The organism is Acinetobacter sp. V104_13 (assembly GCF_031798995.1).
Classification (GTDB): Bacteria; Pseudomonadota; Gammaproteobacteria; order Pseudomonadales; family Moraxellaceae; genus Acinetobacter; species Acinetobacter pittii.
This window is the reverse complement of record NZ_JAVQNP010000027.1, coordinates 1-23711: the sequence shown is the minus strand read 5'-3', so window position 1 is coordinate 23711 and position 23711 is coordinate 1. Positions and strand designations below refer to the sequence as shown.

The following is a 23711-nucleotide window of genomic DNA, read 5'->3' as shown; positions in this document are numbered from 1 at the left end:
TTTATTGCACCAACGCTTTGGCAAGGTGTTCACCATACAACTTGGTTAAAATACGCTGTTGTAAAGCACTTACAGGTAAATCGGACTGTTCGGGATAAATACTGTGATTCAAATAAATCGCCGTAATAATAATTTTGATGGTGTGTGGGTTATATATAAATGCAGGACTCAAATTAAATACCTTTCGGTTTTGCACAGCACTTAAACCCTGTAATTCTTTTCGTTCATAAATTAGTTGGGGGTTGGTATTCCAAAGCACAATATTGTCGGGGTTCCATTCAATTAAAGTCTCGGGATTTACATTGGGTTGATTCGTATTGGTCTGAACAATGTTGTAAGCACCCGCCAGCTCAATAAAGTCATTGGTAATCGACTGACGTCCCGAGGTAGAAAAAATTCGGCCACCAGACCAAGCATAGTAAATCGATTGTTTATTTGGCTGACGTGCCGTTTTGGCTGCAACCTCCGCCACAATTTCATCAGAGAAATTTAAAATTTCCTGAGCTCGCTTTTGGGCACCGCTCAGAATAGCAATTTCAGAAAGTTCTTCTTTCACTTGCTGGTAAGTACTGGACTCCATGACATATACAGCAATGCCAAACTGCCGTAACAGCTCAATTGTTTGAGTCTGCCCGCTCCCTACAATCACCAGATCAGGTTTTAACAACACAAGACTTTCAATATTGGTTGCATTTGCTCCTTGTGAAGGCGTCGCAAGCTGCTTATTGGCAATACGCTTATCTATTTTTGAATAGGCATTAAACAATAAAGGTTGGATGTATACTTCGGCCGGTATGCCAATCACTTTATGACCTTGCCCTAGCATATATAAGCCATCTAAACCCGACTCAAACAAAGAAACAATTCTTTGGGCAGGTTTGGCTACACAGACTTTTGTATTTGTACTATCAAAGACACATATCGAATGGGCCGCTAACTTTTCTTGCGCTTTACCACTTTGTTCAGATGAAGAACATCCACATAGAATGAGTAAAGATAGTAATGAAGCTAATAACTTCATTACGGCATGCCTTGCACAAATATAGTGCAAAATAAAAAGACGTGTCTATTTGGTGCATTTTTCATGTAAAAAAACACCATAAGGGAGCAAGACGGTTTGAATTATCATTTATACAACAATCAAATAAAGTATGTTAGATAAGGTCTTAGATAGTAAGCAAAAAAAACGCCAAATTTACCAAGCAATAAAAACTATTTAATTATTGGCTTAAAAAGTGCACATCAGAGCTATTTAAATAATTTAATAATGGCTACAGCTCAATCAACATTAAAATAAATAACTCGTTATAATCCAGCCCAAAATCTGATAGACATTATCTTCCGATGCTGACCCACTCATCTTTCTGGCGTAGTCTTTACCGTTTAATTCATATTTATGCCGGTATTTTTATTGCACCATTTATCTTGTTCGCAGCAATCACTGGTTTACTCTATGCAATTACACCACAATTTGAACAAACCATTTATAAAGATGTTCTATATGTTGAGCCACTGAATCAAACACCACATAAGCTGAGCCAGCAAATTGAAGCTGCAAAGCAAGTAATGCCAAAGTCTGCACAGGTAATTGAAGTTAGGCCAGCCCCAAGCTCTGATCAGACAACACGTGTAATTTTTTCAGACCCTATCCACGATTTTACAAGTGAAGCCGTTTTTATTGATCCTTTTACACTTAAAGCTCAAGGTCATCTAGCGGTTTATGGTACGAGCGGGGTTCTACCGTTTCGAACTACGCTCGACCAGTTACATAGTAATTTATTACTAGGAAAATGGGGCCGCTTTTATAGTGAACTGGCAGCAAGCTGGTTAGCCATTTTGACTTTAACTGGACTGTATAATTGGTGGAAACGGCGTCAAAATCTTAAAATCAGGCAAACACAAAAAAATAGATTATTAAGATGGCATAGCACGTTGGGTTTAACTTTATTTCCTCTCTTATTAATAATCGCCGTTACAGGTCTTACATGGTCTGAATGGGCTGGCGATAATATTCGAGTTGCTCGTCAGTGGCTTAACTGGCAAACCCCAACTTTAGCAACTTCTCTTCAAACAGATAATTTACCTACAGTGATGCACCATGAACATCACGAGATGCCTCATAGTGAAAATCTTAATTTAAATATTGTCTCTACTGAGTACGATACTGCTCTTTCAATCGCCAGAGCACAGGGCATTGATGCAGCACAGATACAAATCAAACCACCGACTAGTGGAAATCAAGCTTGGACTATAGCCGAAATTCAGCGTAAATGGCCAACTCAAGCAGACAGTATCGCCATTGATATGGAGCAACACAAAGTTATTGATCAACTTGCTTTTAAAGATTATTCACTAGTGGCAAAACTCACTCGTTGGGGAGTTGATGCGCATATTGGGGTTTTATTTGGCTGGATAAATCAATTGGTACTGGCACTTTATGCCTTCGCACTCTGTATTATGATTATTTATGGATATAAAGCTGCGTTTAAAAACTCGAATTTAAAACTCATGACAACTCACTTCGTTGGTCAAAGCTTATTGATTTGGAATCGTGCAACTGGATCACAAAAAATATGGTTAATATTGGTAGGAATCGTGTTAGGTCTCAGCTTACCTGTTTTTGGTTTTAGTATTTTATTTACGCTGTTTATCTTTGCTATGCGTAAATATATTCCGTCTAAATCTTAAATAAAATTTCAATAACCACTAATTATTTTTCTTATTACAAAATCTAAGCATCAACCATAAAAAAAGCGGTACTTGATTATGTCTATTCATCAAGTACCGCTAAATTTAAAGCAATTTCACAATGGGTTCATTCGCTCAAGTTCACGGATTAAACCAGAATGATCAAGCTCACCGTCTCCGGCAGCCAGCATATTTTCAAATAATTGGCTGACTTGTTGGGCAACAGGTAAATTCAATTCTAGTGATTTAGCATAGCTAACGGCTGTATGAATATCTTTATGCTGGTTTCGAGCAGTGCCTCCCGGTTTAAAATTTCTACTTAGCATACGCTCGCCATGTTGCTGTAAAATTGGAGAATCTGCAAAACCTCCTGTGAGTGCTTGTTTGAGCTTAATAGGATCAGCTCCAGCTTTACTGGCAAGCAATAAGCCCTCGCTTACAGTTGCAATGGTAGTTGCTACTATCATTTGATTGACAAGTTTTGCGAGCATTCCACAGCCAGCCCCGCCCACTAAAATTGGGCGTCCCATTGCACTTAAAATAGTTTCAGCCTGTGAAAATGTTTTAGCGTCACCGCCCACCATAATAGCAAGACTTGCATTTTGGGCACCTTTTTCGCCTCCAGAGACTGGAGCATCTAAATATTTAAACCCTCGTTCTCTACATTTGTCACCTTGTACTTTTGCAACTTCAACAGGTATCGAACTCATCACTATGACCGTGCTTTCGGGTTTTAGCTGTGAGATTGCACCACGTTCTTGAAATAGAATTTTATCGCAGGTTTTTCCATCGCTAAGCATACAGATTAGAAACTCTACATCTTTCCCGACTTGTTCAAGGTCAGAGCAAACTTGGGCACCAGCTTCTTTTAAACTATCTGCTTTAGATAAAGTTCTATTCCAAACCTTAATTTGATGGCCTGCTTTGAGTAAATGCATAGCCATCGGCATGCCCATAATGCCTGTGCCCACAAATCCGATGGTCGCCATTATTTCAACTCCGTAGCAGTTCGAACTTTAAGTTGCTGCTGTTCTACTTTTAAGCTATTCGATTTTAACTTTGCTAATAACAACAAGCCCAAACCACCCATCGCTACAAAGCCAGCAATTGCAAGGAATGCCACTGTATAGGTGCCTGTGGTGGTATATAAATAGCCAGTTAAATATGGACCAGTAAAACCACTTAAATTACCTACCGAATTAATTAATCCAATTCCAGCTGCGGCACCCACACCCGTTAGAGTTTGCCCAGGAATGGTCCAGAAAATGTTAATTGCGCTAAATACACCAATTGCGAGCAGAATAAATCCGACAATAATTGCCCAAGGCTGATTCACAATAAGTGCAATCGCAATGGCTAACGCCGCCATAAGTGCAGCACAAGCACCGTGTTTATAACGTTCTTGTTTACGGTCAGAACGGCGGCTCCATAAAACCATTCCAACAGCTGCAAATGCATATGGAATTGCTGTAAGTAAACCATTTTGAATAAGGCTAATTTGCATACCAAATGTGTTACGGAATGACTCTAAAACACTTGGTAAGAAGAAGAACATTGCATTTGAACCGGAAGTAATTCCAAAATAAACAACCGCCATAATCCAAACTAAAGGATTTTTAAATACTTGTTTAATGAGTTCACCCTTAGTTAAAGCAGCATCGGCAGATTGCTCTTTTTCTCTTTCTTCACGCTCTAGTGTGGTCATTAACCATTGACGCTGCTCAGCTGTTAACCACTCTGCTTCTTTTGGGTTATTGGTTAAATATTTAAGGCAGATTAGTCCTAAAATAATGGAAGGAATCCCTTCTAGCACATACATCAAACGCCAGCCTTCATAACCAATGGTATTACCCCATTGCATAAGGCCAACTGAAATTGGTGCACCAATAATTTGAGCAATTGGCAATCCAAGATAAAACGTTGCAAAAACTCGGGCACGATATTTTGCAGGAAACCATAAGGTTAAATAAAAGATCACGCCCGGAAAGAAACCCGCTTCAGCAATACCGAGTAAAAACCGTAAAACAATAAACTGCGTGCCGCTATGAATAAAACCCATCAGTGCGGCAATGATTCCCCAAGTAATCATGATTCGGGCAATCCAGATTCGCGCTCCAAACCGATGAAGTAAAATATTACTTGGAACTTCTGCAATGAAATAACCTAGAAAAAATACCCCCGCACCTAGACCAAAAATGGTTTGAGTAATTCCAAGTGCATCATTCATATGTAACGCAGCAAAACCAATATTGGTTCTGTCTAGGAATGCCATAATGAATAGAATAATGAGAAACGGGATAATTCGGTTCGAAATACGTTTAATTGTCTGCTCTTCTAGAGCAGTTACATTCTTGATATCTTCCATAATAAATCTCACATCAACTGGCGATCACTGCCATTAATTTTGGGTATCTTCTATATGTGCCTGAATCACGCTTTCAAAATTTTCGTCTGCTTGGAAACCTAAAGATGCGGCATATTCAGCTTTCACCTGAACAGGCCAACTTTGGACAATACGTTGAATGGTCTTATCTTCTTGCCATTGCACCAATTCAGTTGCTTGTTTGCCCGCAACTTTTTCAAGGGCCTCAAGCATTTCGTTAACGGTGACTGTTAATCCCGGTAGAGGAATAATTCGGTTATCTTGAAGTACATCTGAAGAAATTGACGCAGCTTTAATCATTGATTCAACACAACGTCGCGGTGAAGTAATAAAAACTGGAGTATCTGACTGGACTGGGCAAACGGCCGTTTCACCTTTTAACGGTTCGCGAATGATTGAACTAAAAAATGTCGATGCCGCTTTATTAGGTTTACCAGGACGAACCACAATAGTCGGTAGTCTTAAAATACGGCCATCAATAAAGCCTTTTCTTGAGTAATCCGAGACCAGCAATTCTCCTACTGCTTTTTGCATGCCGTAAGAAGACTTTGGTGTAACCACTGTCTCATCTGTCACAACCTCTGGTAATTGGCCACCAAATACAGCACAACCACTGGCAAAAATGACTCGAGGCGTGGTTTGTTTCTTTCTGAGTTCTTCTAATAAATTTAAGAGCCCATACAGATTAACATCCATACCTAAATCAAAATCAGCCTCCGCTGCTGAGCTCACCACAGCAGCCAAGTGCCAAACGACATCAATATTTTCTGTAATATGAGCAACTGTAGTTTTATCGGTAATATCACCGACAATCACTTCAACTCTTGGATCTTGTGGCATATCATCGCCAGCAAATGCATCAAACAGAATAATTTTATCGATGGACTGCGGTTTATTGTCATCTAAAGTCAAACTGCCAGCCTTTAAGATCTCTTTAGCAATTTGTTTTCCAATAAAACCTGTTCCACCAGTGATTAGCACATTCATACAGAGGTCCTTTCCTAGTTTTTATTCACTTAAAAACTTTTGTAATTGTCGTGAATTAAACGATAAGGAGTCCCTGCAATAATTTCCAATGAATAATTTCTAAATATTGATAACTTTTTAATATCAGTTTTATGTTTATAAATTTACTCAATAAAGCAAGTTATCTTTCAACTTGAAAACCTCAAACCGCCCCATGGCTTGAGGCTGAATACTTTATTTACGTTTCGCATTTTTAAGTAAGATATTAATAAATGCTGCTGCAATATCAGACACTGGTTCATCTTTACGCGTCAAAATTCCATAATCCTGTGCATCTAAAATTAGATCTGTTTCTAAAATCTGTAATTGCCCTTCTTTTACCTGATCGATCACCATAGCTTCGGGCAACATTCCTACCATAGGCGCACCTTTTAATATCTGCAAAAAGGTCTGCATCGACATGGTATTTACCGTATTTAAGGGGATTTTGACTTTTGCTCGGGCAAATGCGCCTTCCATCCGTTGTCGAATTGGCGTGCCTTTAGGATAGAGTACCCACGGCCAATTTAATAATTCTTCTAATGTACAAAACTTCTTCTTAGCACATGGATGAGCATTATTAACAACAATACAAAACGGCTCTGGGCCTAAAGGTTGGAAATCAAAAAACTGGCTTTGCGTCACATCGGTAAAACGACCTATGGCTAAATCTAAAGTATGCTCACTTAGCATTTCCATTAAATGGTCACTGGTTTGCTCAACAACATCGATAGAAAGTAACGGCCATTGTTTTTTGATCTCAATAATTGAGTTTGGAATCACCACTGCGGTTGCGGCAAAAATACCACCAACTTTTAAAAAACCGTGACCACCTAATCGTAAAATTTCAATATCTTCTACAAAATGCTTTGCATCATTTAACACACGCTGGGCATATCGAATGACATGTTCACCCAATGCTGTTACTGGCATATTTCGGGGTAACCGTTCAAAAACAGGAAAGCCCAGTAATCCTTCTATTTCCTTCAGCATTTTACTCACCGCTGGCTGACTTAAATTCATCTGCTCGGCGGCCAAATGCATGTTATTGGTTCTCGCCAAAGTTTCCAACAACACCAAATGTTTAAATTTCAACCAATTATTTAAGCTTGTGTAAGTCAAATCAGCCATTTTCAAAAATCCTTTTCGATAACTTTTCGTTATTAATAATTAAATTATTACGATTGGTGTTTATTAAATAAGAAACATATCATGATTTCAAATAAAAGAAGGATGCTTTAAATGAACTTTACGTTAAATTCCCAGAACTCATTACCAGACGACGCTACCCAAGGATGTTTAATTGGTCGCGCGTGGATTCCAAATCAAATTTCTGGTCCATCTCCGATTCTTTTAAAAGGTGATCAGGTTTTTGATATTTCTGAAAAGTTCCACACGATTTCCCAGTTACTTGAGAGTTCAGATCCTTTAAAAGCTTTAGCTGAAATTGAAGGAAAATTAGTTGGCTCAATTGATGAATTGTTTGCCAATACAGTCGCTGAACCAGATACAAACAAGGCATATTTTTTAGCCCCTATTGACCTGCAAGTGATTAAAGCAGCTGGTGTTACTTTTGCCGCAAGCATGCTAGAGCGTGTGATTGAAGAACAAGCGGGCGGCGATGCACAAAAAGCTCAATCGATCCGTGCAGTTGTGCAAGGCGTAATTGGTGATAATTTAAAAACAATTGAACCCGGTTCTGAAAAAGCACTTCAACTTAAAGAATATTTAATTGAACAAAAAATGTGGTCTCAATATCTTGAGGTAGGTATTGGTACCGACGCTGAAATTTTTACCAAAGCACCTGTTTTAGCAGCTGTGGGAACAGGCCAAAATATTGGTATTCACCCAAAGTCTGAGTGGAATAATCCAGAACCGGAAGTCGTATTAGTTGCAAATAGCCACGGTAAAATTTTAGGCGCTACTTTAGGTAATGACGTTAATTTACGGGACTTTGAAGGTCGTAGTGCCCTACTGTTGAGTAAAGCAAAAGATAACAACGCATCTTGTGCAATTGGTCCATTTATTCGTCTTTTTGATCATACTTTTACTTTAAATGATATCCGTACTTGTGATGTTGAACTGAAAATTGAAGGGACAGATAACTTTGTGCTTAATGGGGTGAGCTCTATGTCGCAAATTAGCCGAGACCCTGAAGATTTAATTCAACAAACCCTCAATGAAAACCACCAATATCCAGACGGTTTTGTTTTGTTCTTAGGTACTTTATTTGCACCTACTCAAGATCGAGAACAAGCTGGCGCTGGCTTTACCCATAAAGTCGGAGATGTGGTCCGTATTCATTCACCTAAACTCGGCACTTTATACAACACAGTCATGACCAGTGATAAAGCAATGCCGTGGAATTTTGGCATAAATGCTTTGATGCACAATTTAAAACAACGCGAATTACTATAATTTTCACGTATTATCGACTGGTTCAATCGTAATATTCATCACTTGAAAAATTAAATTGCTGAGCGAGATCAGTAGAAGGATCTAAAAATGAATGATCAAGATAAACGGATTTTTTTACGTAGCCAAGAATGGTTTGATGATCCTACACATGCTGACATGACTGCACTCTATGTTGAGCGTTACATGAATTATGGCCTGACCCGTGCCGAGCTACAATCAGGCCGCCCTATTATTGGTATCGCACAAACTGGTAGTGATTTGACCCCGTGTAATCGTCACCACAAAGAGCTTGCTGAACGTGTGAAAGCAGGCATTCGAGATGCGGGCGGTATTCCTATGGAATTTCCGGTTCACCCGATTGCTGAACAGTCTCGTCGACCTACTGCTGCACTCGATAGAAATTTAGCTTACTTAGGTTTAGTTGAAATCTTACATGGCTATCCACTTGATGGCGTGGTACTAACAACGGGCTGCGATAAAACGACACCTGCTTGTTTAATGGCAGCCGCAACAACAGATATACCGTCAATCGTGTTATCTGGTGGGCCAATGTTAGATGGTCATTTTAAAGGTGAGTTAATTGGCTCAGGCACGGTACTTTGGCATGCAAGAAATTTACTTGCCACAGGTGAAATCGACTATGAAGGCTTCATGGAAATGACGACTTCCGCCTCACCTTCAGTTGGGCATTGCAATACCATGGGTACTGCACTTTCAATGAATGCATTAGCAGAAGCTTTAGGTATGTCTTTACCGACATGTGCAAGCATTCCAGCGCCTTATCGCGAACGCGGGCAAATGGCCTATATGACCGGCAAAAGAATATGTGAAATGGTTTTAGAAGATTTACGTCCATCTAAAATCATGAACAAACAATCATTTGAGAATGCCATAGCAGTAGCTTCAGCATTAGGCGCGTCGAGTAACTGCCCTCCTCATTTAATTGCAATTGCTCGTCATATGGGTATTGAGCTGAGTTTAGAAGACTGGCAACGCGTTGGAGAAAATATTCCGCTCATTGTGAACTGCATGCCTGCGGGTAAATATTTGGGTGAAGGTTTTCACCGTGCTGGCGGTGTTCCTGCTGTTTTACATGAATTACAAAAAGCGGGCGTTTTACATGAAGACTGTGCATCCGTCAGTGGCAAAACAATAGGAGAAATTGCTAAAAATGCAAAAACTTCAAATGCAGATGTCATTTTCCCATATGAACAACCATTAAAACATGGTGCAGGTTTTATTGTGCTGAGTGGCAATTTCTTTGATAGTGCCATCATGAAAATGTCTGTAGTGGGCGAAGCATTTAAGAAAACCTATTTATCTGACCCAAATAGTGAAAATAGCTTTGAAGCACGTGCAATCGTTTTTGAAGGACCAGAGGATTACCACGCACGAATTAATGATCCAGCCCTAGATATTGATGAGCATTGTATTTTGGTCATTCGAGGCGCTGGAACAGTTGGCTATCCAGGTAGTGCGGAAGTGGTAAATATGGCCCCACCCGCAGAATTAATTAAAAAAGGAATTGACTCTCTGCCTTGCCTAGGCGACGGCCGTCAAAGTGGAACATCTGCTAGCCCTTCTATCTTAAATATGTCACCTGAAGCCGCGGTAGGCGGCGGCATTGCTTTATTAAAAACTAATGATCGTTTGCGCATTGATCTAAATAAACGCTCAGTAAATGTCCTCATTGCAGACGAAGAGTTAGACAAACGCCGTCAGGAATGGAAACCCACTGTCTCTACATCTCAAACGCCTTGGCAAGAAATGTATCGCAACATGGTTGGCCAATTATCAACAGGTGGCTGTTTAGAGCCTGCAACGTTATATATGCGTGTGATCAATCAAAATAACCTGCCACGGCATTCTCATTAATTTCAGGATTCTATTATGACCATTATCGGACACAACTTTATTGGCGGTTCACGTAGTGCACAAAGTTCCACTTTACTAAAAAGTGTAAATGCAACGACTGGCGAAACTTTGCCTTATGAGTTTCTCCATGCAACCGAACAAGAGGTTAATCAGGCCTGTGAAGCAGCCAGTCAAGCATTTAAAACTTACCGCCATACTTCACCTGAACAGCGTGCTACCTTTTTAGAAAATATTGCCGATGAGCTCGATGCTTTGGGTACAGACTTTCTAGAAATCGTCTCACAGGAAACCGCTTTGCCACTTGCACGCTTACAAGGTGAACGTGCCCGTACCAGTGGACAAATGCGTTTATTTGCCAAAGTGCTGCGCCGTGGCGACTTTTTAGGTGCTCGTATTGATACCGTTTTACCTGAGCGTCAGCCTTTACCTCGCCCAGACCTGCGCCAGATTAAAATCGGTGTTGGTCCTGTTGCGGTCTTTGGGGCAAGTAACTTTCCTTTAGCATTCTCAACTGCGGGTGGCGACACTGCTTCGGCACTCGCCGCAGGTTGTTCGGTGGTAGTCAAAGCGCATAGTGGGCATATGGCGACAGCGGACTTTGTCGCTCAGGCAATTGAACGTGCAGTAGAAAAATCAAATATGCCTAAAGGCGTATTTAACATGATCTATGGTAATGGTGTGGGTGAACCTTTAGTGAAGCACCCTTTAATACAGGCTGTGGGTTTTACAGGTTCATTACGTGGTGGACGAGCTTTATGTGATATGGCCGCAGCCCGTCCACAACCGATTCCTGTATTTGCAGAAATGAGCAGTATTAACCCGATGTTGATGTTGCCAGAAGCCTTAAAAAACCGTGGAGAAAAAATTGCACAGGACTTGGCAGATTCAGTAGTGCTCGGCTGTGGTCAGTTCTGTACCAATCCGGGTTTAATTTTAGGTATTAAATCAGCCGAATTTACTCAGCTCATTAGCAACCTGACTGAAATTATGGGTGCTAAGCCTGCGCAGACTATGCTGAATGCCGGCACTTTAAAAAGTTATACCGCAGGTCTTGACCATTTAACTGAGCATCAAGGCATTAAACATTTGGCAGGTCAAACCCAGCAAGGTAATCAGGCGCAGCCACAACTGTTTAAAGCGGATGTTGAGCTTTTACTGGCGGGTGACCAACTTTTACAAGAAGAAATCTTTGGGCCAACCACAGTCATCATTGAAGTTGAAGATAAAGCCCAACTCATTCAGGCCTTACAAAGCATGAATGGTCAGCTGACTGCGACTTTAATTGCCGATGAGGCAGACTTAACCGAGTTTGCAGATGTGGTTCCTGTGCTAGAGGAAAAAGCTGGTCGATTACTCATAAATGGCTACCCAACAGGTGTAGAAGTTTGTGATGCCATGGTACACGGCGGACCATACCCAGCCACTTCAGATGCAAGAGGCACCTCAGTCGGAACCTTGGCCATTGACCGTTACTTAAGACCTGTGTGTTATCAAAACTATCCGCAAAGTTTGTTGCCAGAGGCTTTAAAAGATAGCAACCCGTTGCAGATTTTAAGATTGGTGAATGGTGAGATGACCAGAGAAGCGATCTAATAAATAAAAAAGAGACCACAAACTGGTCTCTTTTTTATTTCTACATCCAGATCTTATAGATAGAATAAAATTTCCTAAATTAATTTGGTTTGTAATTGATATTTTTTAAAAACAAATCAACCGCATACTCAACCCAAGTACTAATTTCATTCTCTGATATTAAATAATCAGGATGCGTCAAACATTTTAGATGAGCATCACTTCTTAATAGCGATAAAAATATATTCGCAGCAACTTCTGAAGAAGAGCTTAATTCAATTTCGCCCTGTTTAACGGATTTTACTAGATATCCTGCAATGATATTTGCTAGACGCTGTGGACCCAACTCAAAGAATTTTTCAGATAACTCAGGGAATCTTACCGCTTCTGCAATACAAACCCTAAAAAAAGCCAAGCCTGAATGCGATAATATAAAACACAGATAGGTCTTCCCAATTTCAGTTAGAGCTGAGCGTAAATTGTCGGCTTTTGTCTCAACTAAAATAATTTGTTTTTGCATGTTGGTACATTGACGTTCGATCACCGCTGCAAACATCGCTTCTTTATTCTTATAGCAACCATACATGGTAGCTTTTGAAACCCCCGCTTCCTTTTGAATCATGTCGGTCGTTGTTCCACTAAAGCCGTGGATCAAAAAAAACTTTGTTGCTGCATCCAGAATTTTTTGATCTTTTTCATGAGCTTTCGTTAAACCAGACATATTGACCTTATAAAAATTTTAGCGATTTCGTTCTAAGTGTAACTCATCGAAAAGTTCAAAATCGAGAATTGACGGAAATTTAATTAAAGAGTAGAGTACCGATCGGTACAGTACAGTAAATATCTACTCCGTGCAATGAATTGATGTTTAAGATTTAAGGTAAAAGATGAATACAAAGCCACTCATCGGTTTAGCAGGTGCAATATTTGCTGCAATGACTGTTGAATTTAATAACCGAATTACCAGCATTACTTTAGTCGACATTCGAGGTGCAATGGGCATTAGTGTCGACTCGGGTTATTGGGTTAACAGTATTTACGCAAGTGCAATGATTATTGGAATGATCCTGTCTACGAGTTGGGCAGTCATTTTTTCTATGCGCAGAGTTCTTCTTTTTGCTATAGGACTTTGCCTTTTTTCTAGCGTTTTAATTCCTTTTAGTCCAAATATCGAAATCTTTTATCTATTACGTGGCTTACAAGGCCTCGCCAATGGTTTAACCATTCCTTTACTCATGGCCTGTGCGCTTAGATTTTTAGGACCTGATATTAGACTATGGGGATTAGCCTGCTATGCATTAACTGCGACGTTCTTTCCCAACTTAAGTGCCGCACTCTCTGCGTTTTATTTAGATGTGGTTGGTTGGAAAATGATATTTTTCCAAACCATTCCGTTTTGTGCGCTAAGCGCTGCACTGGTTTATTTTGGGATTCCCCAAGATCCATTGAATTATTCAAGAATAAAAACTTACGATTGGATGGGTGCCATTTTAGCGATTATTAGCTTAGCGAGCCTGAGCACAATGTTGTTGCATGGCAATCATTTAGATTGGTTCCATTCCCAATTAATTTGTGTACTAGCCTTAATTAGTGCGATTACTTTACCTTGGTTTTTCATACATGAGTGGCGTTATCCGTCACCACTCATTAAACCGCAAATGCTCGAAATCAGAAATTTTGCTTATGCTGTTTTTGCACTCTTTTGCTTTGTCATTATTGGTATGTCCACCAGCACATTACCACTCAATTACTTAAGTGCAGTGCATGGCTATAAACCCACTCAGACCATGTGGATTGGCTTACAAATTGCGGCATTGCAATTTATCTATATTCCTATTGTTGTGAAGCTTTTAAATCAAGCTTGGGTGGATAGCCGATACGTACACGGGTTTGGTTTACTTCTGGTCATTGCTGGTTGCCTAGGTGCAAGTCAACTTGATACCACATGGAATCAAGACCAATTTTATTTTTGGCATGCAATCTCATGTCTGGGGCAAACCTGTGTCGTGCTCTCGCTCTTAATGATGGGTACAAACAGTGTTCACCCAACCATGGCAATTTATGCATCCCCTATGATTAATACCCCGCGTGCGATTAGCGGTGTACTGTGTGTGTGTATTTTGGACTGGGTCAATCGAGTGCGCGGTGAATATCATTCAACACGACTGATTGAAAATACTGCTCAACATGTTTTCCAAAATATTCAAGGCCCTGTTATTAACCCACTTACTCCACCTGTGCTCACTGCAAATGGTGCAGATCGTGTTTCAGGTGGTTTATCTGCCCTAAATTCTGCGATTCAGGCCCAGCAATCTGTCTTAGTGATTAGCGATCAATATCTAATCTTAGCTGGCCTTACTGCTATTTTGTTCATTGTGATGTTGATTTTGCCAGTTCGAACTTATCCGCCACGTATTGCTCTCATTAAGTTAATGAATAGTCATAACTCAGGAAAATCTTTATGAGTACTCTCGAAGCCCAAGACACCCCCCATACCGAACCGCCCAAGTTAACCAAGGTGCAATTTCTCAAAAAGCATTGGGTTATGGCTATTGCGTTTATTATTGTCTTAGCATCTATTTTGTGGGTTTTAAAACTTATATTTTTACCATCTTCGATTATTGAAACAGACGATGCGCGTGTGGATGTAGAGTACTCAACCATTGCCTCTAAAGTGTCTGGCAATATTGAAGAAATTTATATTAAAGACCATCAAACCGTAAAAAAAGGCCAACTTTTAGCAAGAATCGATGCACGTGATTATCAAGCTGCTTTAGCTGAAGCTGAATCTAATTATGCAAAAGCACAAGCTGACCTGAGTGAAGCGATGCTCGCAGTTGATAGACAACCGACTGTTATTAGAGAAACTGAAGCACAGCTAAGAAAAGTAGAAGCTGGAATTAAGCTCACAAAAGACAATACGGCGCGTTATGAGCAACTACAAGCACTTGGAGCGGAATCTAGATTAATTACCCAGCAGTCTAAGACTACATTGACTGAACAATATGCTGACTTAGACAGCAGTAAAGAAAAAGTGATTGATGCACAGTATCAGCTCAACCAATACAAGATTCAGGTACAAGCCAAACAAGCTGCCCTTAAACAAGCCCAAGCGGCACTTGATAAAGCAAAACTGAATTTGAGCTATACAGAAGTACGTGCACCTATTGATGGCATGATTGGTCAAAAGTCAGCTAACGTAGGTAACTTTGTGAGCGCTGGTAATCCACTCATGGTGATTGTTCCTTTAGATCAGGTTTATGTAGAAGCTAACTTCCGTGAAATTGAGTTAAAAAAGATCAAGATCGGACAACCAGTTAATGTCTATGTAGATGCTTATAACGTTGAGCTAAAAGGTGTGGTAGACAGCTTCTCTCCATCTACTGGCGCATTTTTTTCTCCGATCTCGGCGACCAATGCAACAGGTAACTTTACCAAGATTGTTCAGCGTCTACCTTTACGAATCAAGCTTATTGAAAATCAAAAAGACGTTAAATTATTACGTCCAGGTTTATCGGTTTTAGTCTCTATTGATACGACTAAATAATTAGTCTAAACCTTGGAATATGAGAGAAAAAAGAGACCTTTTATGGTCTCTTTTTTAATTAATCTAAATTCATGGCAACCGCTCTGGTTGCTTTACGCTTTCGCGTAACGAACAACCCACAAACAACCACAAGCGAAGTTACCCCTAAAGATAATGTGGTTTCATAACTATATGCTGGCGATAAGAACATATAAGCCAACACACTTAAAATAATAATAATCACAAACCAAGTAAGCCATGGGAATAACCACATTTTAAATGGTATTTCGGCTCCAGCTGCCTCGAGCTTATGTCTTAAACGTAGTTGTGAGAACGCAATAACTAAGTACACCAGTAAAGCAATTGACCCTGTGCTTGAAAGCAATAAGCCAAATACTTTTCCAGGGAATACATAATTAATGATACAGCATACTAAACCAATAAAAGTTGAAGAAAACACAGCTATTGCAGGTACACCCGCATAATTGATTTTAGTTACAGCTTGTGGCGCTTCACTACGAGTGCCCAAACGAAATAGCATACGAGAGGACGTATAAATCGCAGCATTCATACAACTCGCAACGGCGATAAACACGACCGTATCAATCATGAGTTTAGTACCCGGTACGTTCAAGCTCATTAAAACATATTGGAATGTCCCGTATTTCTGTAAATCTGGTGAACGCCAATCGACAAGTGAAACGGCAATAAACATTGAGACCACAAAGAAAAGGATAATACGGTACAACACCAAATTGGTAGCGCGTCTGATTTTCTGTTTAGGGTTTGATGACTCTGCTGCGGCAATCGAGACAATTTCTACACCAAAGAATGAAAATGCCGTAATTAAAATGGCAGATAAAATGCCTCCCATACCGTGCGGCATAAACCCAGCGTTGTTATATAAATTGGCAACTCCACTAACATTTTTAGCTAAAGGCCAAATACCTGAAATTGCCAAAATACCAATAATAATGAAACCAATAATGGCCACTACTTTGACTAGAGAAAACCAGAACTCAAACTCACCAAAACTTTTAGTACTAAAAAAGTTGGCCAAGCTTAAAAACACAATAAAACAGAACGCATAGATAGAAACTGAAACGTTCGGAAACCACGAATGTAAAATTTCAGCGCCTGCAATGGCTTCAACCGGAATCGCAAGCACCCAAAACCACCAATATAACCAACCAATGGTAAAGCCTGCCCAAGGACCAATCGCTTTACGGGCATATGTAGAAAATGAACCAGTGTCCGGCTCTAAAACGGCCATTTCACCTAACATTCGCATCACCAGAAATACCATAATGCTGGTAATGAGGTATGCAAGAATTACTGCTGGGCCCGCCTTGGCAATTGCAGAGGATGAACCGACAAATAAACCTGCACCAATAACACCGCCAATACTAATCATTGTGATATGGCGATTTGAAAGTCCTTCGCCTAATTTTTTTGTTGTATCATTATTCATATTTCAATCCTTAAAAATATATTTATAAAAACAATCTATTACATGTTTAAAATCCTACGATAATGAAAAAGGGAAAACTTATTGTTTTCCCCTTGTTGCAATAATTAATTTAAAGTTGGCATTGAAAATTGTTTTGCTTCACGGACCTGAGCAGATGGCCAACGTTGCGTAATGGTTTTACGGCGTGTGTAAAAACGGACACCATCTGGACCATAAGCATGTAAATCACCGAATAATGAACGCTTCCAACCACCAAAGCTATGGTAAGCAACAGGTACCGGTAAAGGCACATTAATACCAACCATACCAACTTGAATATGACTGCTAAAATAACGTGCTGCTTCCCCATCACGGGTATAGATACAAGTACCGTTGCCATATTCATGGTCGTTAATGAGTTGCATGGCTTCTTGCATAGTATTCACACGCATAACTTGCAACACAGGACCAAAAATTTCTTGTTGGTAGCTGGTCATGTTCGGCGTGACTTGATCAATTAAAGTTGGACCAACAAAGAAGCCTTTTTCATAGCCTGTCGGTTTTGCATCACGACCATCTACTACAATTTTTGCGCCTTGCTGTTCTGCACTTTGAATATAGGCTTGTACCTTGTCTTTATGTGCTTGGGTAATAAGTGGCCCAAAGTCGTTGCTTGCATCTGCATAGTTGCCGAACTTCAATTTTTTCATTTCTTGAGTTAGCTTATCAATGACTACATCGGCAACTTCGTCACCAATAGCAACTGCTACCGAGAGTGCCATACAACGTTCACCTGAAGAACCAAAAGCTGCGCCTAACAATGAAGTTACTACGTTATCGATATCGGCATCAGGCATGATAATCGCGTGGTTTTTTGCCCCACCTAATGCTTGGCAACGTTTGCCCGTGGATGTTGCTGTACGGTAAATATATTCAGCAATTGGTGTTGAACCCACAAAGCTAACCGCCTGAATACGCGAATGATGCAATAAGGCATCTACCGCTTCTTTGTCACCATTCACCACGTTAAACACGCCGTCAGGTAAACCCGCTTGTTTTAATAATTCTGCAAGGTATAAAACCACAGAAGGCGCTTTTTCAGAAGGTTTTAAAATAAAGCAGTTACCGCAGACCAGTGCCATTGGGAACATCCATAAAGCCACCATGGCTGGGAAGTTAAACGGTGTAATTCCAGCCACAACACCTAAAGGTTGGAACTCGCTCCATGAGTCGATATCTGGACCGACATTTTTTGAATATTCCCCTTTTAAAAGCTCTGGTGCGCCGCACGCGTATTCAACATTTTCAATACCACGTTGTAATTCGCCTTGAGCATCATGGGAAATTTTACCGTGCTCTTGCCCAATCAAAGCACAAATCTTTTCAGCATTTTGTTCTAATAGTTGTTTGAACTTAAACATGACACGCGCACGTTTAATGACTGGTGTATCGCGCCATGCAGGAAATGCTTGCTCGGCTGCCTGAACTGCTTCATTTACCGTTTGAGTATCTGCAATTTCGACTTCTTTACTAATTTCACCCGTCGCAGGATTGTAAACTGGCTGTTTTCTTGCCGTTTTAGATACAATTCTTCCTTGAATGAAATGCCCTAGTACTTTTTTGGCTTGTTCACTATGCGTACTATTTTCAGTTGAAACTTCTTCATAGCTAAAATCTTCTAGGCCATTTGTCATTGTTGTTACTCCTTACTACAATTAGTTTTTAGATCAAACTGCTTTTTCATTTGGTTTTTAAAGAACATCTATAACGCTACCAATGCTCTTAAAATGTCTATAAGCCTTAATTCACTTGATAAAGCGCATCACCCACGGCATTCATTAAGCGGTCAATATCTGCTTCTGTACTGTTAAACATTGGGCCGAACTGAAGCGTGTCGCCTCCAAAGCGAACATAGAACCCTTCCTTCCAAAGTTTCATACCAAGCTCAAAACCTCGGATGGTGGCATCGCCATCACGCGGAGCTAACTGCAAAGCACCAATCAAACCACAATTACGAATATCTAAAATGTGCGGTGCGCCTTTTAAGCCATGCAACTTTTTTTCAAAGGTTGGTGCTAACGCCGCAGATTGAGCTAACAAGTTTTTCTTCTCTAAAACTTCAAGCGCAGCTAAAGCAGCCGCACAAGCAACCGGATGTGCCGAATAGGTATAGCCATGGGTAAATTCAATGGCATGCTCTGGTAAGTCTTGTTGCATAAAAGCTGAGTAAATTTCATGGCTTGCCACCACACCACCTAAAGGAATAGCACCATTGGTCACCTGTTTCGCAAAGTTCAAAATATCTGGTGTTACCCCAAAGTACTCTGCCCCTGTCCAAGTTCCTAAACGCCCAAAACCTGTAATTACTTCATCAAAAATTAACAAGATGTCATGCTGATCACAGATCTCTCTTAAACGTTGTAAATAGCCTGTTGGCGGTACAATACAACCTGCTGAACCAGAAACAGGCTCCACAATGACGGCTGCAATATTTGAAGCATCGTGCAGCTCAATTAACTTAAGCATTTCATTGGCAAGTTCTACTCCACCTGTTTCTGCACAGCCTTTGGTAAAAGTTAAATTCGGCTGCAAGGTATGCGGTAAATGGTCTACATCCATAAGCTGACCAAACATTTTACGGTTGCCACCAATCCCACCTAAGCTTGTTCCCGCAACGTTTACACCATGATAGCCACGTGCACGACCAATCAGTTTGGTTTTGCTCGGTTTACCTTTAATACGCCAATATGCACGTGCCATTTTGATGGCAGTATCTGCCGACTCTGAACCTGAGTTGGTAAAGAAAACATGTTGTAATTTTTCAGGCATATGCTGAACAATTTTATCTGCCAACTTAAAAGACAACGGATGACCAAACTGAAAAGCTGGCGAGTAGTCGAGCTGACCTAATTGAGCACTCACCGCTTGTTGAATTTCAGGAAGCGTATGACCAGCACCACAAGTCCATAAGCCTGAAAGTGAGTCATAAATTTCACGGCCCGAATCATCAATTAGGTATGATCCTTTTGCACCCACAATCATGCGCGGGTCTTTAGCAAAGTTTCGATTTGCTGAAAAAGGCATCCAGTGCGCCTGATAATTTATATGCATATTATTATTAGTTTGAACCGCATCCAAAGTATGCTCTGAGTCGCTGAATTTATCCGTATCAAACATAACCATTCCTGTTTATTTTCAAATTATGGTTTGAGTGTACATAGCGTGATAAGTTTGATAAATTCAAATTATCTTGAGTTTAGATTTAAAAAAACAAAACTAAATGAAACCTAAAAAATTAAATCAAGTCACTGATTTTGATATTAAATTACTTAAAATATTTAAAATGGTTTGCGACTGTCACAGCTTTACATCTGCCGAAAGTATTTTAGGTATTAGTCGTTCTGCAATTAGTTTGCATATGAGTGATTTAGAAAATCGTTTAGGCATTCGACTATGTCAGCGAGGCCGTGCTGGGTTTGCCTTGACCGATGAAGGACGGGAAATTTTAGAATATATCGAAGTACTCACAGCGGCGATTGAAGACTTTCGTTCTAAAGTCAATCAAATGCATAACCGCCTTAAGGGTGAGTTTAATATCGGGATTATTAACAATCTTGTGACTATGCCTAGAGGCTATATCACCAATACGTTGACCCAACTTGCAGAGGAACATGCCGAGGTTATTATTAACATTAGTATGAGTACTTTGTCAGATATTGAATGCCGTGTACTCGATAACCGTTTGCACGCAGGTGTTATTCCACTTGTTACACCTTTGTCTGGTCTAGACTATTTCGACTTATATAGTGAAAGTTCATTTTTGTACTGTGGCAAAAACCATCCGTTGTTTAGCCAGTGCAGCAATATGAATCTAGATGAGTTAAAAACATGGCAAGCGGTCCTTCCTAATTATGCGATCACACCAGAAGCAGCAAAGTTGCATCAGCTTTTAGACTGTAAGGCGACAGCAAGTGACCGTGAAGGCATCGCATTTCTGATTTTAACTGGAAAATTCTTGGGTTTTTTACCCGACCACTATGCAAAAAAATGGGTTGAAGATGGTTTTATGCAAGCTGTTTCAAAGGAGAAAATGCATTACAGCACACCCATTTGTTTAATTACTCACAAGGGCAAAAACCACAATATTATTTTAAAAACTTTTATGGAGATGCTTGAGAAGCGGATCGTTGGGAGTTAAAAAAAAGAGACCATTAACTGGTCTCTTTTTTAGTCTATTATTAAACAACTTAGTGAATAAAGGTATTTGAAGCTATTAAGTTCTCTAAAGTATCATGCTTACCAGTAAGCAAAATTAGTTCTTGCGAATGATACGTAGATTGACTAGACCCATCTCTATCAACTGAAATAATTAGCCCCACCTCAGTATCTTTTACAGAAATATAATCTTGAAGATTTCCATTTTCATTTATAAGCAATTGAGACAAATCAATTTTATCATTCTCTACGAGATTAAAATCCGTCCACTCACTCTTAGCATTTCCGCCTAAATTATCTGTATTATCAAGAACATTAAAAATTAACGTGTCTGTGCCCGCATTTAAAGTATATGAATAAGTTTGATCTGCTGTAATTGCCTCAAATACATCATTACCAGTTGTACCCAGTACAGTTTTGGCAATATGTTGCTCAATTTGTGCCTTATCCCAGACTGTTCCATCATCAAATACAATAGATGATAATTGTCCCTCACCAAAATGAATGGTGGCAGTTGAATCATTGAACGTAATAACTCTATCCGCGCTAGCCTGTTTTAAAATAATTTCATCAGCTGAAACTGATTTTAAATAAAGTGTATTTTGTTCATTTGTATTATCTAAGATATGAACATAACTTAACGACCCTAATAATGCTTTATCTACAATATAGGTATCATTCCCTGCTTCGCCAATTAATCCTGTATATACATTCGGGGAATTACCACCATAAATCAGTGTATCGTTCCCGGATCCACCGTATAAACTATCAGAACCTCCATTAGAAATTAACGTGTCATCTCCATTGCCACCATATAGATAATCATTCTGACCACCACCTTGTATCGTATCATTACCACCTAGACCATAAATTACGGAATAATTAGCATCTGCCTGTAAATGATCATCTCCATCTGAACCTAATAATCTACCGATAATATTGGCTTCAATTTGTGCTTTATTCCAAACTGTTCCATCGTCAAATACAATTGAGGATAATTGCCCCTCACCAAAATGAATGGTGGCAGTTGAATCATTAAATGTAATAATTCTATCTGCACTAGCTTGTTTTAAGATAATTTCATCAGCTGAAACTGATTTTAAATAAAGTGTATTTTGTTCATTTGTATTATCTAAGATATGAACATAACTTAACGACCCTAATAATGCTTTATCTACAATATAGGTATCACTCCCTGCTTCGCCAATTAATCCTGTATATACATTCGGGGAATTACCACCATAAATCAGTGTATCGTTCCCGGATCCACCGTATAAACTATCAGAACCTCCATTAGAAATTAACGAGTCATCTCCATTGCCACCATATAGATAATCATTTCCTGTAGATCCTTTAATAATTTGAGTAAATGTAGAGTCTGTTGGCTTGTAAGTTCCTGATACAGTATTAATTATAGTAGTTAGTGGTTGAGAACTATTCCCAGCTTGATCTGTAGCAGTTACCCTATATTCTACATTTAACCAATCGAATTTTTCCTCAATATTTACGTGAACCCAAGCACCATCAATTTTTTGCTCAACAGCATAACTATCACTTGGCGCATTAAAAATAATTTTATCTGTACTAACATCGTAATTAAACAAATTAGCCAATATAGGTGCCGTAGTATCAGGTGCATTTATATTAATTGAACTTTCATTACCTTTAGCATCCGCAGCAATTACTTTTAATAGTTCACCATCTTCATAAACCGTATTCAAAATTACATTGTAATACCCAGATGCATCAGCTATTGCCGAACCGATTACATCACCTGCAGCATTTTTAACAATTATTGTGGCATTTGCTTCAGTTGTACCTTGTACTGATTGCCCTTCAGCCCATCCACCTTGAATAGTTGGTTGATGCAAAATTGGTGGCGTACTATCTGGTGCAATAACCTCTTTCGCTTCAGTTTTATTATCCGATTGATCTGCTGCCGTTACGCTTAAGCTTTCGCCATTTAAGTAAGCTTTATCAAGAGTAATAGAATAATTTCCTGCCTCATCTGCATGAGCTGTGCCTACAACTTTTGTTTCGTAATGGTCTACTTCTAAAATAGTTTTTGGCACTTCTTGCGTTACATTTACATTTATAACAGGGACCATTGAACTAGAATAATTTACTGTCAAAGTATAGGTTCCAGATGCTAATACTGAACCTTGTGCTAGATCAATACTGTAATTTCCGTTTCCAGCTTGAGAGATACTACCAGTTAGACTTGTATTTAAACTCGCACCAGAAAGAGTTGAGCTATAACTACCAGAAAGTGAATTAGTCGAAGAGCTCAAATTTAAAGAAACATGTGCATTTGTACCTGTAACTTCGAAAGAATATGTTTTCGATAAATAATTTGACTGTACTGTCTCATTCAAAACAGATTGGGTTTCTAAAACAGTTACTTCTTTATAAACAGCAGTTACTTGTTCTACTGTCACTCTTGCACCTACTTCAGTCGTACCTGTAACCACTTTACCCGCAGTATCAATCGTTGCAGTTAAGCTTGAAGGTGCAGTAGTGTCTGGTGCAACAATGGTTTTTGGTGCTGTAGCATTACCTGATTTATCTGCTGCTGTAGC

The 23711-nt window shown here is 39.6% G+C and carries 17 protein-coding genes; 7 read left to right on the top strand and 10 right to left on the bottom strand.

Features of this window, described 5'->3' with window-relative positions:
• Position 1: 1 nt before the first annotated feature.
• A complete protein-coding gene (locus RMB06_RS12905) occupies positions 2-1021 on the bottom strand; it encodes an ABC transporter substrate-binding protein (RefSeq protein WP_032003678.1) in 1020 nt (339 codons plus the stop codon).
• A gap of 323 nt (positions 1022-1344) precedes the next feature.
• Between RMB06_RS12905 and RMB06_RS12900 the strand changes: the two genes are divergently transcribed.
• Positions 1345-2688 carry a PepSY-associated TM helix domain-containing protein gene (locus RMB06_RS12900; protein WP_311079783.1) on the top strand — a complete coding sequence of 448 codons (1344 nt, stop codon included), beginning with the start codon at positions 1345-1347 and terminating at the stop codon, positions 2686-2688.
• 116 nt (positions 2689-2804) lie between these two features.
• Here RMB06_RS12900 and RMB06_RS12895 read toward each other — a convergent pair whose 3' ends face one another.
• The 4 genes from RMB06_RS12895 to RMB06_RS12880 all read right to left on the bottom strand — a co-directional run bounded on the left by RMB06_RS12895 (position 2805) and on the right by RMB06_RS12880 (position 7207).
• On the bottom strand, positions 2805-3677 hold the full coding sequence (locus tag RMB06_RS12895; protein ID WP_311079781.1) for an NAD(P)-dependent oxidoreductase: 873 nt from the start codon (positions 3675-3677) through the stop codon (positions 2805-2807).
• Positions 3677-5053, bottom strand: coding sequence for an MFS transporter (locus RMB06_RS12890; RefSeq protein WP_130121286.1), 1377 nt, complete (start codon positions 5051-5053; stop codon positions 3677-3679). Before RMB06_RS12890 ends, RMB06_RS12895 begins: the two co-directional genes overlap by 1 nt.
• 33 nt (positions 5054-5086) lie before the next feature.
• Positions 5087-6058 (bottom strand): D-erythronate dehydrogenase, encoded by a 972-nt coding sequence (gene denD, locus RMB06_RS12885; protein ID WP_311079779.1) that lies wholly within the window; start codon positions 6056-6058, stop codon positions 5087-5089.
• Positions 6059-6271: 213 nt separating this feature from the next.
• Positions 6272-7207 (bottom strand): LysR family transcriptional regulator, encoded by a 936-nt coding sequence (locus tag RMB06_RS12880; protein WP_017392707.1) that lies wholly within the window; start codon positions 7205-7207, stop codon positions 6272-6274.
• Positions 7208-7318: 111 nt separating this feature from the next.
• On the opposite strand from RMB06_RS12880, the gene RMB06_RS12875 reads away from it, so the two are divergent.
• The 3 genes from RMB06_RS12875 (at position 7319) to RMB06_RS12865 (ending at position 11962) form a co-directional block, all read left to right on the top strand.
• Positions 7319-8494, top strand: coding sequence for a fumarylacetoacetate hydrolase family protein (locus RMB06_RS12875; protein ID WP_311079778.1), 1176 nt, complete (start codon positions 7319-7321; stop codon positions 8492-8494).
• A gap of 87 nt (positions 8495-8581) precedes the next feature.
• Positions 8582-10369: an IlvD/Edd family dehydratase gene (locus tag RMB06_RS12870; RefSeq protein ID WP_311079776.1), complete on the top strand. Its 1788-nt coding sequence runs from the start codon at positions 8582-8584 to the stop codon at positions 10367-10369.
• Positions 10370-10384: 15 nt separating this feature from the next.
• Positions 10385-11962, top strand: coding sequence for an aldehyde dehydrogenase (NADP(+)) (locus tag RMB06_RS12865; protein ID WP_311079770.1), 1578 nt, complete (start codon positions 10385-10387; stop codon positions 11960-11962).
• Between the two features lie 79 nt (positions 11963-12041).
• On the opposite strand, the gene RMB06_RS12860 is transcribed toward RMB06_RS12865, so the two are convergent.
• Entirely contained in the window at positions 12042-12662 is a 621-nt protein-coding gene (locus tag RMB06_RS12860; protein ID WP_075383032.1) for a TetR/AcrR family transcriptional regulator, read from the bottom strand.
• A 166-nt stretch (positions 12663-12828) separates the two neighbouring features.
• Here RMB06_RS12860 and RMB06_RS12855 point away from each other — a divergent pair, with 166 nt between their 5' ends.
• Together RMB06_RS12855 and RMB06_RS12850 are read left to right on the top strand one after the other, a co-directional pair.
• On the top strand, positions 12829-14406 hold the full coding sequence (locus RMB06_RS12855) for an MFS transporter (protein WP_311079769.1): 1578 nt from the start codon (positions 12829-12831) through the stop codon (positions 14404-14406).
• On the top strand, positions 14403-15488 hold the full coding sequence (locus RMB06_RS12850; RefSeq protein ID WP_311079768.1) for an HlyD family secretion protein: 1086 nt from the start codon (positions 14403-14405) through the stop codon (positions 15486-15488). The genes RMB06_RS12855 and RMB06_RS12850 overlap by 4 nt, the downstream gene beginning before the upstream one ends.
• Positions 15489-15546: 58 nt before the next feature.
• On the opposite strand, the gene RMB06_RS12845 is transcribed toward RMB06_RS12850, so the two are convergent.
• From RMB06_RS12845 to RMB06_RS12835, 3 genes are all read right to left on the bottom strand, one after another.
• Positions 15547-16938, bottom strand: coding sequence for an amino acid permease (locus RMB06_RS12845; RefSeq protein WP_311079767.1), 1392 nt, complete (start codon positions 16936-16938; stop codon positions 15547-15549).
• A 104-nt stretch (positions 16939-17042) separates the two neighbouring features.
• On the bottom strand, positions 17043-18611 hold the full coding sequence (locus RMB06_RS12840) for a CoA-acylating methylmalonate-semialdehyde dehydrogenase (protein WP_311079766.1): 1569 nt from the start codon (positions 18609-18611) through the stop codon (positions 17043-17045).
• Between the two features lie 106 nt (positions 18612-18717).
• Entirely contained in the window at positions 18718-20100 is a 1383-nt protein-coding gene (locus tag RMB06_RS12835; RefSeq protein ID WP_081309573.1) for an aspartate aminotransferase family protein, read from the bottom strand.
• Between the two features lie 97 nt (positions 20101-20197).
• Here RMB06_RS12835 and RMB06_RS12830 point away from each other — a divergent pair, with 97 nt between their 5' ends.
• Entirely contained in the window at positions 20198-21115 is a 918-nt protein-coding gene (locus RMB06_RS12830) for a LysR family transcriptional regulator (protein ID WP_311079764.1), read from the top strand.
• Between the two features lie 49 nt (positions 21116-21164).
• On the opposite strand, the gene RMB06_RS18270 is transcribed toward RMB06_RS12830, so the two are convergent.
• Positions 21165-23711 (bottom strand): Ig-like domain-containing protein (locus RMB06_RS18270; RefSeq protein WP_404976476.1); only part of this gene is annotated, 2547 nt, incomplete at its 5' end.

What these genes read in the sequence shown, in the direction of transcription:
- RMB06_RS12905 (WP_032003678.1), bottom strand. Translation starts at nt 1,021, where the DNA reads ATGAAGTTATTAGCTTCATTACTATCTTTACTCATTCTATGTGGATGT.
- RMB06_RS12900 (WP_311079783.1), top strand. Translation starts at nt 1,345, where the DNA reads ATGCTGACCCACTCATCTTTCTGGCGTAGTCTTTACCGTTTAATTCAT.
- RMB06_RS12895 (WP_311079781.1), bottom strand. Translation starts at nt 3,677, where the DNA reads ATGGCGACCATCGGATTTGTGGGCACAGGCATTATGGGCATGCCGATG.
- RMB06_RS12890 (WP_130121286.1), bottom strand. Translation starts at nt 5,053, where the DNA reads ATGGAAGATATCAAGAATGTAACTGCTCTAGAAGAGCAGACAATTAAA.
- denD (WP_311079779.1), bottom strand. Translation starts at nt 6,058, where the DNA reads ATGAATGTGCTAATCACTGGTGGAACAGGTTTTATTGGAAAACAAATT.
- RMB06_RS12880 (WP_017392707.1), bottom strand. Translation starts at nt 7,207, where the DNA reads ATGGCTGATTTGACTTACACAAGCTTAAATAATTGGTTGAAATTTAAA.
- RMB06_RS12875 (WP_311079778.1), top strand. Translation starts at nt 7,319, where the DNA reads ATGAACTTTACGTTAAATTCCCAGAACTCATTACCAGACGACGCTACC.
- RMB06_RS12870 (WP_311079776.1), top strand. Translation starts at nt 8,582, where the DNA reads ATGAATGATCAAGATAAACGGATTTTTTTACGTAGCCAAGAATGGTTT.
- RMB06_RS12865 (WP_311079770.1), top strand. Translation starts at nt 10,385, where the DNA reads ATGACCATTATCGGACACAACTTTATTGGCGGTTCACGTAGTGCACAA.
- RMB06_RS12860 (WP_075383032.1), bottom strand. Translation starts at nt 12,662, where the DNA reads ATGTCTGGTTTAACGAAAGCTCATGAAAAAGATCAAAAAATTCTGGAT.
- RMB06_RS12855 (WP_311079769.1), top strand. Translation starts at nt 12,829, where the DNA reads ATGAATACAAAGCCACTCATCGGTTTAGCAGGTGCAATATTTGCTGCA.
- RMB06_RS12850 (WP_311079768.1), top strand. Translation starts at nt 14,403, where the DNA reads ATGAGTACTCTCGAAGCCCAAGACACCCCCCATACCGAACCGCCCAAG.
- RMB06_RS12845 (WP_311079767.1), bottom strand. Translation starts at nt 16,938, where the DNA reads ATGAATAATGATACAACAAAAAAATTAGGCGAAGGACTTTCAAATCGC.
- RMB06_RS12840 (WP_311079766.1), bottom strand. Translation starts at nt 18,611, where the DNA reads ATGACAAATGGCCTAGAAGATTTTAGCTATGAAGAAGTTTCAACTGAA.
- RMB06_RS12835 (WP_081309573.1), bottom strand. Translation starts at nt 20,100, where the DNA reads ATGGTTATGTTTGATACGGATAAATTCAGCGACTCAGAGCATACTTTG.
- RMB06_RS12830 (WP_311079764.1), top strand. Translation starts at nt 20,198, where the DNA reads ATGAAACCTAAAAAATTAAATCAAGTCACTGATTTTGATATTAAATTA.